10 protein-coding genes are annotated in these 13,800 nt (G+C 63.3%); 5 read left to right on the forward strand and 5 right to left on the reverse strand.

Annotation, left to right across the window (positions count from 1 at the left end; translation table 11 throughout):
• Window positions 1-25: 25 nt before the first annotated feature.
• Window positions 26-643: a TetR/AcrR family transcriptional regulator gene (locus tag AC0NIL_RS05815; protein WP_013528999.1), complete on the reverse strand. Its 618-nt coding sequence runs from the start codon at window positions 641-643 to the stop codon at window positions 26-28.
• Window positions 644-717: 74 nt separating this feature from the next.
• Between AC0NIL_RS05815 and AC0NIL_RS05820 the strand changes: the two genes are divergently transcribed.
• Window positions 718-2,001, forward strand: coding sequence for an MFS transporter (locus AC0NIL_RS05820; protein ID WP_473572911.1), 1,284 nt, complete (start codon window positions 718-720; stop codon window positions 1,999-2,001).
• A 195-nt stretch (window positions 2,002-2,196) separates the two neighbouring features.
• Window positions 2,197-3,756: an alkaline phosphatase D family protein gene (locus AC0NIL_RS05825; RefSeq protein WP_473573015.1), complete on the forward strand. Its 1,560-nt coding sequence runs from the start codon at window positions 2,197-2,199 to the stop codon at window positions 3,754-3,756.
• Window positions 3,757-3,802: 46 nt separating this feature from the next.
• On the opposite strand, the gene AC0NIL_RS05830 is transcribed toward AC0NIL_RS05825, so the two are convergent.
• Complete coding sequence (locus tag AC0NIL_RS05830) at window positions 3,803-4,084, reverse strand: hypothetical protein (protein WP_224618852.1); 282 nt, start codon at window positions 4,082-4,084, stop codon at window positions 3,803-3,805.
• 197 nt (window positions 4,085-4,281) lie between these two features.
• Between AC0NIL_RS05830 and typA the strand changes: the two genes are divergently transcribed.
• Window positions 4,282-6,111, forward strand: a complete 1,830-nt coding sequence (typA, locus tag AC0NIL_RS05835) for a translational GTPase TypA (protein ID WP_013529003.1) — start codon at window positions 4,282-4,284, stop codon at window positions 6,109-6,111.
• A gap of 60 nt (window positions 6,112-6,171) precedes the next feature.
• Here the strand turns inward: typA and AC0NIL_RS05840 are convergent, their stop codons facing one another.
• Window positions 6,172-6,798, reverse strand: coding sequence for a DUF1062 domain-containing protein (locus AC0NIL_RS05840; RefSeq protein WP_275953495.1), 627 nt, complete (start codon window positions 6,796-6,798; stop codon window positions 6,172-6,174).
• Window positions 6,799-7,192: 394 nt separating this feature from the next.
• On the opposite strand from AC0NIL_RS05840, the gene AC0NIL_RS05845 reads away from it, so the two are divergent.
• Window positions 7,193-7,807: a LysE family translocator gene (locus AC0NIL_RS05845; RefSeq protein WP_275953496.1), complete on the forward strand. Its 615-nt coding sequence runs from the start codon at window positions 7,193-7,195 to the stop codon at window positions 7,805-7,807.
• Between the two features lie 9 nt (window positions 7,808-7,816).
• Here AC0NIL_RS05845 and AC0NIL_RS05850 read toward each other — a convergent pair whose 3' ends face one another.
• Window positions 7,817-8,140 (reverse strand): YciI family protein, encoded by a 324-nt coding sequence (locus AC0NIL_RS05850; RefSeq protein ID WP_013529006.1) that lies wholly within the window; start codon window positions 8,138-8,140, stop codon window positions 7,817-7,819.
• A gap of 138 nt (window positions 8,141-8,278) precedes the next feature.
• Window positions 8,279-8,842, reverse strand: coding sequence for a peroxidase-related enzyme (locus AC0NIL_RS05855; protein ID WP_063169467.1), 564 nt, complete (start codon window positions 8,840-8,842; stop codon window positions 8,279-8,281).
• Between the two features lie 136 nt (window positions 8,843-8,978).
• Between AC0NIL_RS05855 and AC0NIL_RS05860 the strand changes: the two genes are divergently transcribed.
• On the forward strand, window positions 8,979-13,793 hold the full coding sequence (locus tag AC0NIL_RS05860) for an NAD-glutamate dehydrogenase (protein ID WP_473572913.1): 4,815 nt from the start codon (window positions 8,979-8,981) through the stop codon (window positions 13,791-13,793).
• The last annotated feature ends 7 nt before the right edge of the window (window positions 13,794-13,800 follow it).

Consider the following 13,800-nt stretch of genomic DNA (forward strand, 5'->3'; position numbering starts at 1 on the left):
AGCCGCCGCAGCGTAGCGCCAAACGCTATTTCTTCAAGCTGGCTTCGATCAGCAGGTCGGCATTGCGGGCAACCGCTTGCGCCGGACCGCCGAGGCCGAACAACTGGCCGCTGATATAGGCGCCCTCGATCAGCAGCAGCAGGCCGTCGCCGAGCGTGTCTGGGTCTTGCGCGCCCATCGCAGCCGCCATGGCGCGCAGGCGGCGGCGCAGTTCCTGCTTGTTGGCCTCGCTGACCACGCGGGCCGGATGGCTGTGGTCGGGATATTCGACCGCCGCATTGGTCATGCCGCAGCCGCGATAGTCCGCCACCTGCGTGCGCTTGCCGATGCGGGTCAGGAAAGCCTTGATCTGAGCGCGCGGGTCGCCGGGATGAGCGGCGACCGCTTCGTCGAAGCGCTCCCAGTATTCACGGTCATATTGCCTGAGATAGGAAGCGGCCAGTTCGTCCTTTGACGGAAAGCTGCGGTAGAGGCTGGGCTTGGTGACGCCGGCACGCTTGACGATCTCGTCGACGCCGATCGCCCTGATGCCGCGCCGGTAGAACAGGTCATAGGCCACATCGAGGATCTTCTTGGCGGCTTTCGGCGGAGCGGATGCATGACCGTCGCTGATGGTCAGTTCAATATTTTTGTCGGTTGGCATCGTGTGACTCGATTGACAATGTTACCGATCGGTACGTATACATGTTCCCACCCTGCAACGTACCGGTCAGTAACATGATAACTCAATCTCGCCCCTTTGGCCAGCGCTACGCTTTCGTCGTGGTCGGCGTCATCTTCCTCAGCCTGCTGGTCGCGGCTGGCCTGCGCTCCGCACCCTCGGTCATGATGCTGCCACTCGAGAACAGTTTCGGCTGGCGCCGCGGCGTCATCTCCCTGGCCGCCGGTGTCGGCATTCTGCTTTACGGTTTGACGGGGCCATTTGCCGCAGCCCTGATGGAGCGCATCGGGCTGCGCCGCACGCTGCTCGCCTCGCTGGTGGTGATGTCGGGCTCGACCATGCTCAGCCTGCTGATGACCAAGCCGTGGCATCTGTTCATCACCTGGGGCGTGTTCTCGGGCATTGGTTCCGGTGCTGTCGCCAGCGTGCTCGGCGCGACCATCGTCAATCGCTGGTTCAAGACCAATCGCGGCCTTGTCATGGGATTGATGTCGGCCTCCAGTGCCTCGGGCATGCTGGTGTTCCTGCCGCTGATCGCCGCTCTGGCACAGTCGGGCGGCTGGCAGCCGGTTGTCATTGCGGTCGCGATCGCGACCGCTGCCCTGATACCGCTGGTCTGGCTGCTGGTGCCGGAGCGGCCGGCATCGATCGGCATGGTGCGCTATGGCGCCGAGGCTGACGATGTGCCGCCGACCCCGCCTGCGTCACAGGGCAACTTTCTGGCGCATACGTTCTCGACGCTGCGCCGTGCTGCCGGCACGCGGGTGTTCTGGTATCTGTTCGCCACCTTCTTCGTCTGCGGCTTCACCACCAACGGGCTGGTCGGCACGCATCTGATCGCGTTTTGCGGCGACATGGGCATTGGCGAGGTGCAGGCCGCCGGCCTGCTGTCGATGATGGGCATTTTCGATCTGATCGGCACGACATTGTCGGGCTGGCTCACCGACCGTTTCGACCCGCGCAAGCTGCTCGGCGTCTATTACGGCATCCGTGGCCTGTCGCTGATCTACCTGCCCTATTCCGGCTTCTCAGCGACCAGCCTGATCATCTTCGCCGTGCTCTACGGTCTCGACTGGATCGCCACCGTGCCGCCGACTCTGAGGCTCGCCAATGAGGCGTTCGGCGATCGCAGTGGGCCGATCGTGTTCGGCTGGATCGTCGCCGGCCACCAGATCGGTGCGGCGACCGCCGCCGCCTTTGGTGGCACCATGCGCGAGTTGCAGGGCAATTACGAACTGGCCTTCCTGATCGCCGGCATGACGGCAATAGCCGCTGCCTGTATCTCGCTGCTGATCAACACCAGCAAGCCGGCATTCGAGCCGGAGCCGCAGGCGGCGTAGGGAGAGACGCTACCGGCCAAGCTGCCATCTCCCCCACACGGAGGAAGATCGGCAGCTTCGCCGTCCGCGCAAACGCCCACCCGCCTGTTGATCGTCAGAAAAACTTCATGATCCCGAGATGTCCCTGAAACATTGACGCTGGATTTTGGTGGCACCGTTCAAGCCATCCAGGAGACAGCCGTGAACAAGCTTTCGATGACTCGCCGCGCTTTCGTCACCTCCGCCAGCGCCGTTGGCCTGGCCGGCGTCTCGAGCCTGGCGCTGCCCTACTATTCGCGCGCCAGTCAGCGGCCGGCCTTCACCCATGGCGTCCAGTCCGGCGATGTCGACGCAACCAGCGGCATGGTGTGGACGCGCACCGATCGCCCGTCGCGCGTCATGTTCGAAGTGTCGTCGACGGAGAATTTCGCCAATGCGACACGCCTGGCGCCGCTCGATACGTCGCCGGCCAGCGACTACACCGTCAAGCGGCTGCTCACCGACCTCGCTTCGGACCAGGATATCTTCTATCGCATGACGGCAGCCGATCTCGCCGACATCAACGCCGTTTCCGAGCCGATCACCGGGCGCTTCAGGACGGCGCCGGCCTCGAAGCGCGACATCCGCTTTGCCTGGTCGGGCGACACCGCCGGCCAGGGCTGGGGCATCGATGAGACCGGCATGAAGACCTACGCCACGATCGGCAAGCACACGCCCGACTTCTTCCTGCATTCGGGCGACACCATCTATGCCGACGGCGCCATGAAGGACGAGGTCGACCTGCCCGGCGGCGGCAAGTGGAAGAACGTCGTGCTGATCGACGGCAAGCGCAAGGTTGCCGAGACGCTGGACGAATACCGGGACCAGTGGAAATACAACATGATGGACAGGAACGTGCTCGGTCTCAGCGCCATCTGCCCGACTTTCTACCAGTGGGATGACCATGAAGTCCTGAACAACTGGTCGGATTCGAAGGATCTCAGCGCCGACAGCCGCTATTCGGAAAAATCCATCCACGTGCTGGCGGCCCGTGCGGCGCGGGCTTTCCACGAGATGACGACGATCCGCTACGAACCTTCCGAGCCCGGCCGCGTGTATCGCAAGATCGCCTACGGGCCGCTGCTCGACGTGTTCTTCCTCGACATGCGCTCCTATCGCGGCCCCAATGGTCCCGACATGCAGGATGAGATGACGCCGCAATCGCGCATGCTCGGCGAACAGCAGACGAAATGGCTGAAGCGCGAACTGGCGAATTCGAAGGCGACCTGGAAAATCATCGCCGCCGACATGCCGCTCGGCCTCGTCGTCTGGGACGACGGCACCAAGAAGGTTGGTGCCGAAGCAGTCAGCAATGGCGACAATGGCTTGCCAAAAGGGCGTGAGCTCGAGATCGCCGACCTGCTGCGTTTCATCAAGAATGCCGGCATCAGCAACACCGTCTGGCTCACCGCCGACGTGCATTACACGGCCGCGCATTATTACAACCCGGACAAGGCGCAGTTCCAGGATTTCAATCCGTTCTGGGAATTCGTTTCGGGTCCGATCCATGCCGGAACGTTCGGGCCGAACGATTTCGACATGACGTTCGGTCCGGAGCTGAAGTTCATCAAGGCGCCGACCGCCGAACAGGGACAGAACCTACCGCCGTCGGCAGGTCTGCAATTCTTCGGGCTGGTCGATATTTCAGGCGCCAGCGAGCAGATGACGGTGCGGCTGATGGATCGCGACGACAACGAACTCTACAAGGTGACGCTCGACCCGGTGCGGTCGGCATAAGCGCGCGCTGATGGAAAGGTGTCGCGCGTCTAGGGCGCGCGATGTCTTAGTCCGGGTAGCAGACCATAGGAATATTCGGCCAGACGGCGCTGTCGCAGTTGGCGGCGTCCTGCCGCTGCTTGAAGGCGGCGCTAACCGGGCCGGTCACCACCGGGTCGACGCCGTCGGGCGCGTCGGCGAAAATCTGCTCGGCCGACTGTGCCTCTGACGGCAAGGCAGGCCGTGATTCCTTCGTCGTCGCGGCCGACTGCGCGGCGTTGGCCGCCAGCAGGACGGCGAAGGCAACAGAGGCGATGAGCGGCCAGAATCGGTTGAGTTTATCGGTCATGATGTTCGAACTGCCCGGGCCCCGAAGGGTTCCCGCCTTGGTTAACAAAATCATCTCACACGCAGATGCTTAAGATTTGATGAGTATTTGGTGACGCGCCTCCTCTTTCGCAACTGCGAAAAACCCTGTATGAGCCGCGCAACCGAAAGAGGCAGCGCCTTTTGGCCTGCTGCCTGCAACGCTTCCGAGACCAGAACATGAAAATCCGTAATATCGCGATCATCGCGCACGTCGACCATGGAAAGACCACCCTGGTCGACCAGCTTTTGAAGCAGTCCGGCTCCTTCCGAGACAATCAGCGCGTGGCCGAGCGCGCCATGGATTCCAACGACCTCGAAAAGGAGCGCGGCATCACCATCCTGGCCAAAGCGACCTCGGTCGACTGGAAGGATACCCGCATCAACATCGTCGACACCCCCGGCCACGCCGATTTCGGTGGCGAGGTCGAACGCATCCTGTCGATGGTGGACTCAGCCATCGTGCTGGTCGATGCCGCCGAAGGGCCGATGCCGCAGACCAAATTCGTCGTCGGCAAGGCGCTCAAGGTCGGCCTGAAGCCGATCGTCGTCATCAACAAGATCGATCGCCCGGACGCCCGTCATGTCGAGGTGGTCAACGAGGTGTTCGACCTCTTCGCAGCGCTCGACGCCACCGACGAGCAGCTCGACTTCCCGATTCTGTACGGCTCAGGCCGCGATGGCTGGGTTTCGGAAAATCCGGAAGGACCGAAGGACCAGCAGTTGGCGCCGCTGTTCGACCTCGTCATCAAGCATGTGCCGGAGCCGACCGTTCATCCCGGTCCGTTCCGCATGATCGGCACCATCCTGGAAGCCAATCCGTTTCTCGGCCGCATCATCACCGGCCGCATCGAGAGCGGCACGCTGAAGGCCAACCAGCCGGTCAAGGTGCTGCACCATGACGGTACCCAGATCGAAACCGGCCGTATTTCCAAGATACTGGCCTTCCGCGGCCTTGAGCGCCAGCCGATCGAAGAAGCGCAGGCGGGCGACATCGTCGCCATTGCCGGCTTGTCGAAGGGCACCGTCGCGGACACGTTCTGCGACCCGAGCGTGAGCGAACCGCTGCATGCGCAGCCGATCGATCCGCCGACCGTGACCATGTCGTTCCTGGTCAACGACAGTCCGCTGGCCGGCACCGAAGGCGACAAGGTGACCAGCCGCGTCATCCGCGACCGCCTGCTGCGCGAAGCCGAAGGCAATGTCGCGCTGAAGATCGAGGAATCGCCTGACAAGGATTCGTTCTTCGTCTCCGGCCGCGGCGAATTGCAGCTGGCCGTGCTGATCGAGACGATGCGGCGCGAAGGCTTTGAAATCGCCGTGTCGCGTCCGCGCGTCGTCATGCAGAAGGGCGAGAATGGCGAATTGCTGGAGCCGGTCGAAGAAGTCGTCATCGACGTCGACGAGGAGCATGCCGGCGTCGTCGTGCAGAAGATGTCCGAGCGCAAGGCCGAGATGGTCGAACTGCGCCCATCCGGCGGCAATCGTCAGCGCATTGTCTTCCATGCGCCGACCCGTGGCCTGATCGGCTACCAGTCGGAGCTTTTGACCGACACGCGCGGCACCGCCGTGATGAACCGGCTTTTCCATGCCTATGAGCCCTACAAGGGCGAGCTGCCAGGCCGCACCAATGGCGTGCTGATTTCCAACGAACAGGGCGAATCGGTCGCCTACGCCATGTGGAACCTGGAAGATCGCGGCCCGATGGTCATCGATCCGGGCGTCAAGGTGTATCAGGGCATGATCATCGGCATCCATAGCCGCGACAATGACCTTGAAGTGAACGTGCTCAAGGGCAAGAAGCTGACCAACATCCGTGCCGCCGGCAAGGACGAGGCGGTCAAGCTGACCCCGCCGATCCGCATGACGCTGGAACGCGCGCTGGCCTGGATCCAGGACGACGAGCTGGTCGAAGTGACGCCGAAGACCATTCGACTGCGCAAGCTCTATCTCGATCCGAACGAGCGCAAGCGGTTCGAGAAGTCGTCCAAGGTGGTCGGCGCGGCGTAAGCTCTCTGTTTTCCGATAATCGAGAGGGGCGGAGCAACCAGTGTTCCGCCCCTTTTTCGTTCATCCACCGGCAGCCGCGATGATGGCCTGCCGATCGGCCTCGCCGGCCAGATCGATGCAGATCGTGTTTCCCGCACGGGCCGGCTTGCGCAGGGCCTTTGCTCCATCCGGGTCAACGATGAGCAGCCGCTTCTCCTCCAGCGCCTGAAGCCGTGATCGCGAGATGCAGAGTTCGCTTGCGAGCAGCCGGTCGAGCCGCAGCGATGTCGGCATTTCGAGCCCGAGCTGGAGTTCCAACACGGTCGCGGCTTCCCTGGTGTCGCCGAGCCTGCGCTTGTGAACGCTGACATCGGAGAACTCCTCGACGCGCCCGATCCGGTTGCGCAACGCCACCGCATCGAAGGCATGACGGTGAGCGAGTGCAGGATCGTTGCTTTCGAGCGCCGCCAGCAGCGCCGGGTCGATGTCGCGGCGGTTGCAGCGTTCGAAAATGCCGAAATTCCAGGAATTGTCGCAGTCGATGCAGCGATAGATCAGCCACACGTCGATGCGTTTGCCATTGGCGTTGACGCGGAACTTTCCGCTGCTGCAATAGGCCCTCACGGTGCCGCAGCGGTTGCAATTGATGAGCGGTCGAGGTGCGGTCTTGGGCGCGATTGCCCAGTGGATACGCAGAAGTCCAGACATGCCGATAAGCCCTTCCCGTCGGGAAGTTCATCAGGCCGGCGATGTCGAGATGCCCATGCGGGCGCGGCGTGGCGGTCGCTTGCTATGATCGGAAATCGGATGTCACGGGCGGCAGCGCGCAACAACGGTTCAGCAGTGCCAAACCGGTCTCGAACCGCCGCCCAGAAGAACACATGAAAATGAAAACAGATACCGCAAATGCGGTGTCATGCAGTGTGTCGGGGGAGTTGGCGAGACCGGCGGTTACGTAGGCAAAGTGAAGCTCAAAATTGTTTCGCGATGGCCTTTCTAGCCGCGACATGCCGGACCGACAAGGGTCTTTTGTCGGTGCTACCGCAGCCGAGCCACTTGCGTTAATATCCGAAATCGAAGGTTTTCAACCAGAGACCCGGTTATGCACCCCACCTCGCTCCTGATTTTCGCCGCCGCTCTGTTCGTTGCCGCGGGCTCGCCTGGGCCATCGATCGCGGCGCTTGTCGCCCGCGTCATCTCGAAAGGGTTTCGCGACGTGTTCCCGTTTCTGCTCGCCATGTGGATCGGCGAGGGCATCTGGCTATCGCTGGCGGTGTTCGGGCTGGCTGTCGTGGCGCAGACCTTCCATTTCGCCTTCGTCGTGGTGAAATGGGTCGGCGTTGCCTATCTCGCTTACCTCGCCTGGAAGATGTGGACCGCGCCTGTCGATGCAAAAGAGGGCGAGATGCCGCGCGAGGATTCGGCGATAAAACTGTTCTTCGCCGGCATGGCGGTGACGCTCGGCAATCCCAAGATCATGATGTTCTACCTGGCGCTGCTGCCGACCATCATCGACCTCGCTTCGGTCAGCATCGTCGGCTGGGTCGAGCTGACGGCGACCATGGCCGTGGTGCTGGTCGCCATCGATCTCGCCTGGGTGCTCGCCACATCACAGGCGCGCAAGCTTTTGAAGAGCAAGCGCGCCATGAAGATCGCCAATCGCATCAGCGCCACGACGATGGCCGGTGCGGCGGCCGCCATAGCGACGCGGTCCTGAGCCGGCGCGTCACATCACTTCAATGATCGGCGCGATCTCGACGCTGAAGGCCGGGTTCATCAGGATCGGGCAGTCCTTGGCCTTGGCGACGGCATCGTCGATGTCTTTCGCTTCGACGATCGTGTAGCCGGCGGCCGGATTGCTGCCGCCATTGTTCTCGACCTTGCCGCCGGGCAGCACCATCTTCGACATGCCGACCGGATTGCCGCCGTCGACCACGGCCGAGCCGAGCTTGCCGTACCAGCCGTTCCAGGCGTCCATTGCGGCCTTCCGCTCGGCCTCGTCGGTCGGCATCTTGCCCGAGCCATGATAGACGTAGAGATATTTCGCCATGTTCTCCTCCCTTGGTGAGCGGCATCGAACCGGCATGCGGTCATGCCGCCTGCCGATCATCGGACCAAACCGGCAAACAAGCAACGAGAATGCGACACTGCTAATATAACGCCCCGGTCTCGCCCCTGCCGCAATCCGTCACCTTGCCATGGCGTGGTATTCGTCGTTCGGCCGCATATCGATTGCCGCAGCCACTCGGTTCGACATGTTGAAGAAGGCAGCGGTCGAGGCGATGTCCCAGATGTCGCGATCGGTGAAGCCGGCCTGACGCAGCGCGCCCCGGTCGGCCTCGACGATCTTGGCCGGCTCTTGCGTCAGCTTGACGGCGAATTCGAGCATTGCCGTCTGCCTGGGCGAAAGATCGGCGGCGCGGAAATTCATCACCATCATTTCGCCGAGCGCCGGATCGCCGGAGAGCTGGCGCACCGCCGCGCCGTGCGCGGTCAGGCAATAGTAGCAATGATTGATCGAGGAGACGGCGACCGCGATCATTTCGCGCTCCAGCTTCGACAGGCCGGACTCACCCAGCATCAAATCGTTGTACATGTCGGTGAAGGCGCGCAGCTTCTTGTCGTCGAAGGCATAGGCCCTGAGCACGTTGGGGACGAGGCCGAGCTTCTCCTCGCATTTGGCGAAATAGGTTTTTGTCGCCTCGCTCAGCTCTCCCTGGCCAAGATCAAGCGCGCTGATTTTGCCGGTCATGGGTCATTTCTCCTCGTTGCGCGGCATCTTGTCGCCAAATTCCGATAATTCTTGGCAAGCCGTCAAACCTTTGTCGCCAAACAGCGGTCATCTGCTACCATAGTCGTAAAAGCATTCGACGGGAGGGACGTGCGTCATGGCCAGCGTGAAATCCGCGAGCAAGCCGAAGAAAAAAGCCACGGCAGCGCTTAAAGCGGAGGAAAGGCCAGCCAGGCTTGCAGACTATCTGCTCGCCCGCGCGCCAGCTGAAGACATTGCTCCCTACGATGTGGCCGACCTGGAGCGGGCTGCCGATCTCGCCGGCCAGGCAGTCGCCACTCACAGGAAAGGCGAGTGCGTCGTCGCCGTCGATGCCGATTCGGGCGTTGTGCGAGACGGCCGCCCGATGACGGTTGTCACGGTCGTCAACGACAACATGCCGTTCCTGTTCGATTCCATCCTCGGCGAGATCACCGAGACATCGGGCGAACCGACCCTGGTCACCCATCCGGTTATCGTGGTGCGCCACGGCAAGGGCGGCGTGGAAGAAATCCTCGGCGACGGCAATTTCGCCAAGGACGATGGCAGCCACGACCGGCTGAGCGTCATCCATGTCCACATCCCGCGGCTGACATCCGAGCAGGCGAGCGGATTGAGCGAGCGGCTGCGCAAGATCCTTGGCCAGGTTCATGCCGCCGTTCACGACTGGAGGCCAATGCTGGCCCGCCTCGATCAGGCGATCTCGGAATTCCGCTATACGGCCGTGCCGCTCGACAAGAAGAGCGTTGCCGAGGCTCTCGCCTTCCTGGAGTGGCTGCGCGACGACAATTTCACCTTCCTTGGCATGCGCGAGTTCAAATACACCGGCGGCGAGGAAAGCGGCACGCTGGAGCGCGCTGAAAAGCCTGGCCTTGGCATCCTGTCCGATCCCGACGTGCTGGTGCTCAGGCGCGGCACCGAAGCGGTAACGACGACGCCGGAGATCCGCGCCTTCCTGCATGGGCCGGAGCCGCTGATCGTCACCAAGGCCAATGCCAAGTCGTCCGTGCACCGCCGCATCTATCTCGATTACATCGGCATCAAGACCTACACCGCCAAGGGTACGCTCGCGGGCGAATTGCGCATCGTCGGCCTGTTCACCTCGACCGCCTACACGCGCTCGGTGATGAAGATCCCGTATCTGAGGTCAAAAGCCGAAACCATCATCGCCAAGTCCGGCTTCGACCGGCACGATCATTCCGGCAAAGCGCTGATCAACGTGCTGGAAAGCTATCCGCGCGACGAGCTGTTCCAGGTGCCGGTGCCGATCCTGCGCAAACATGCCGCCGCCATTCTGGGCCTGGTCGAGCGGCCACGCGTGCGGGCGCTGGTGCGCGCCGACCAGTTCGACCGTTTCGTGTCGATCCTCGTCTTCGTGCCGCGCGACCGTTACGACAGCGTCGTGCGCGAGAAGATTGGCTCCTATCTGAAAACCGTATTCGAAGGCCGGCTGTCGGCCTACTACCCGGCCTTTCCCGAGGGCGGGCTGGCGCGCGTGCACTTCATCATCGGCCGCTCCGGCGGCAAGACGCCGAAGGTCGAGCAAGCGACGATAGAGGCGGCGATCCGCGACATCGTGCGTACCTGGGAGGACGCCCTTTCCGATGCGGCCGAGGCCAGTGGCGGCGACCAGGCTTTGAAGGCGATCGCCGCGCGGCTGCCGGAAAGCTACCGCGATTCGTTCAGCGCGGCGGTGGCGCTGGCCGATGCCGGGCGCATTGCCAAGATCAGCGCCGGCAATCCGATCGCCATCGACTATTATCGCCATGCCGAGCAGAAGCCGCACCAGGCATCGCTGAAAATCTATCACCATGGCAGCCCGGTGGCGCTGTCGCGCCGCGTGCCGGTGCTGGAAAACATCGGCTTCCGCGTCATCAGCGAGCGCACTTTCGAGGTCGGCGACGACCAGGTCGGCACGATCAATAGTGATCGGCCCGGCTTAGTCTTTATTCATGACATGGAGCTTGAGAACAGCTACGGCCAGCCGATCGACCTGACCGATGGCGGCGCGCTGTTCGAAGATGCGTTCCTCTCCGTCTGGCGCGGCGACGTCGATAATGACGGCTATAACGGCCTCGCCCAGACCGCCGGCCTGTGGTCTGGCGAGATCACCATCCTGCGCGCCTATGGCCGTTATCTGCAGCAGGTCGGCATTCCGCAAAGCCAGGATTTCATCGCCGCCGCGCTCAACCGCTATCCCGACATAGCGCGTGGCCTGCATGCGCTGTTCATCGCCCGGCTTGGTCCGACAGCCGAGAACGAAGGCGTGGTGGCCGCAAAGCATCTCAAGGCCAAGATCAAGGATGCGTTGGAGGATGTGCCGAACATCGACGACGACACCATCATCCGGCGCTACCTCAATCTGATCGAAGCCACGCTGCGCACCAATCATTTCGTTGCCGATACGAAAGAAAAGGGCCAGTCGCTGGCGATCAAGCTGGACTCGCACGCGGTCGAGGGCTTGCCGGCGCCGCGGCCGTGGCGGGAGATCTTCGTCTACGGCTCCGAGGTCGAAGGTCTGCATCTGCGCTTCGGTCCGGTGGCGCGCGGCGGCCTGCGCTGGTCCGACCGCGCCCAGGACTACCGCACCGAGGTGCTCGGCCTGGTCAAGGCACAGCAGGTCAAGAATGCCGTCATCGTGCCGGTGGGCGCCAAGGGGGGCTTCTATCCGAAGAAGCTGCCGATGAGCGCCGGCCGCGACGCGATCTTCGAGGCCGGTACTTCGGCCTACAAGAACTTCGTCTCCAGCCTGCTGTCGATCACCGACAATATCGGCCTCGACGGCGTCATCCCGCCGGCCGGCGTTATCAGACGCGACCCGGACGATCCGTATTTCGTCGTTGCCGCCGACAAGGGCACGGCGACCTTCTCCGATACCGCTAACGCGATCTCGGAGAAGCACGGCTTCTGGCTCGACGACGCCTTCGCCAGCGGCGGCTCGGCCGGCTATGACCACAAGAAGATGGGCATCACCGCCAAGGGCGCCTGGGAAGCGGTCAAGCGGCATTTCCGCGAGATCAACCGCGACATCCAGACCTCGTCCTTCACCGTCGTTGGGGTCGGCGACATGTCAGGCGACGTGTTCGGCAACGGCATGCTTTTGTCGCCGAAAACCCGGCTGATCGCGGCCTTCGACCATCGCGACATCTTCATCGATCCCGATCCCGACATGGCAGCCTCGATGGCCGAGCGCGAGCGCATGTTCGCGCTGCCGCGTTCGAGCTGGCAGGACTACGACAAGACGAAACTGTCGGAAGGCGGCATCATCGTCTCGCGCAACCAGAAATCGATCACCTTGCCGGCGGCGGCGGCGGCGGCGATCGGCCTGGCCAAGACCACCGCCACGCCGGTCGAGATCATGACCGCCATCCTCAAGGCGCCGGTCGATCTCCTCTGGTTCGGCGGCATCGGCACGTATCTCAGGGCATCGACCGAGACCAATGCCGAGGTCGGCGACCGCGCCAACGATGCCATTCGCATCACCGCGCTCGACGTCCGGGCGAAAGTGATCGGCGAGGGCGCCAATCTCGGCGTCACGCAGCGGGCGCGCATCGAGTTCGGCATGAATGGCGGCCGCTGCAACTCCGACGCCATCGACAATTCGGGCGGCGTCAACTGCTCCGACGTCGAGGTCAACATCAAGATCGCGCTGGCTTCCGCCATGCGCAAGGGGTCGTTGACACGCCCGGCACGCAACAAGCTGCTGGCCGAGATGACCGAGGAGGTCGGCTCGCTGGTGCTGTCCAACAACTACCAGCAGACGCTGGCGCTTTCGATCGCCCGCAAGCGCGGCCTTGCCGACATCGCGCATCAGAGCCGTTTCATGACGGCGCTGGAGGCGCGCGGCCTGCTCGACCGTGCCGTCGAGACGCTGCCGTCGCCGGCAGCGCTGGCCGAGCGCGAAGCGCGTGGCGAACCGCTGACCAGAGCGGAACTCGGCGTGCTGCTCGCCTATGCCAAGATTGTGCTGTTTTCCGACATCGTCGCCAGCGACGTGCCTGATGACGCGCATTTCGACCGCGACCTGATGGGCTATTTCCCCGACCGGATGGCGAAGAAATACGCCGCCGAGATCCATGGCCACAGGCTGCGCCGCGAGATCATCACACGGGTCGTCGCCAACGATCTGGTCAATCGCGGCGGCCCATCCTTCGTCAACCGGCTGCAGGAGGCCACCGGGCGCACCGCCGGCGACGTGGTGCGGACCTTCGCGGTGGTGCGTGACGGTTTTGCCTTGCCGGCGCTCTATCGCGAGATCGACGCGCTCGACAACCAGATCGACGGCCAGGTGCAGCTCGATCTCTATCAGATGGTCAGCCGGCTGATGTATGTGACCAGCGGCTGGTATCTGAAGAACGATGCCGGCACGGCACCCCTCAGCCAGCGCATTGCCGAGTTGCAGGAAGCCCGCAAGGCGCTGGAGCCCAAGCTCGTTTCGCTGCTGCCGGCCTTTTCACGCGAGCGCATCGAGGAGAAGCGGCATGGGCTGTTCAAGGCCGGCGCGCCGGAAAGCTTGGCCGGGCAGCTGGCACTGAGCGAGGTGGCGGAACTCATCCCCGACATCGCGCTGACGGCGCGCACCGCCGGCGCCGATATCGTCGCCGCGGCCAAGGCGTTCTTCGCCGTCAGCGATGCCTTCCGCATTCCGCGTGTCGAGGATGCCGCACGCTCGATCACGCCATCGGACTACTACGATCAGCTGGCGCTTTCGCGCGCCACCGACACGATCGATGCGGCACGGCGCGGCATCGCGGTGGCGGCGCTCACCGGCCACGCCAAGACGGCCGATCCGGTGGCTGCCTGGCTGGACGCCGGCGGCGAGCGGGTGGCGCGCATCCGCGAGCGGCTGCAGGCGTTGACCGAGGGCGGCGACATCACCGTGTCGCGGCTGTCGGTGGCGTCGGGGCTGATGAGCGATCTGACGGGGATGTGAACCGTCG

This window comes from Mesorhizobium sp. WSM1343 (assembly GCF_055901535.1).

Bases quoted from the DNA above. Each gene is read 5' to 3' on its own strand.
- AC0NIL_RS05815 (WP_013528999.1), bottom strand. From the start codon at position 643: ATGCCAACCGACAAAAATATTGAACTGACCATCAGCGACGGTCATGCA.
- AC0NIL_RS05820 (WP_473572911.1), top strand. From the start codon at position 718: ATGATAACTCAATCTCGCCCCTTTGGCCAGCGCTACGCTTTCGTCGTG.
- AC0NIL_RS05825 (WP_473573015.1), top strand. From the start codon at position 2,197: ATGACTCGCCGCGCTTTCGTCACCTCCGCCAGCGCCGTTGGCCTGGCC.
- AC0NIL_RS05830 (WP_224618852.1), bottom strand. From the start codon at position 4,084: ATGACCGATAAACTCAACCGATTCTGGCCGCTCATCGCCTCTGTTGCC.
- typA (WP_013529003.1), top strand. From the start codon at position 4,282: ATGAAAATCCGTAATATCGCGATCATCGCGCACGTCGACCATGGAAAG.
- AC0NIL_RS05840 (WP_275953495.1), bottom strand. From the start codon at position 6,798: ATGTCTGGACTTCTGCGTATCCACTGGGCAATCGCGCCCAAGACCGCA.
- AC0NIL_RS05845 (WP_275953496.1), top strand. From the start codon at position 7,193: ATGCACCCCACCTCGCTCCTGATTTTCGCCGCCGCTCTGTTCGTTGCC.
- AC0NIL_RS05850 (WP_013529006.1), bottom strand. From the start codon at position 8,140: ATGGCGAAATATCTCTACGTCTATCATGGCTCGGGCAAGATGCCGACC.
- AC0NIL_RS05855 (WP_063169467.1), bottom strand. From the start codon at position 8,842: ATGACCGGCAAAATCAGCGCGCTTGATCTTGGCCAGGGAGAGCTGAGC.
- AC0NIL_RS05860 (WP_473572913.1), top strand. From the start codon at position 8,979: ATGGCCAGCGTGAAATCCGCGAGCAAGCCGAAGAAAAAAGCCACGGCA.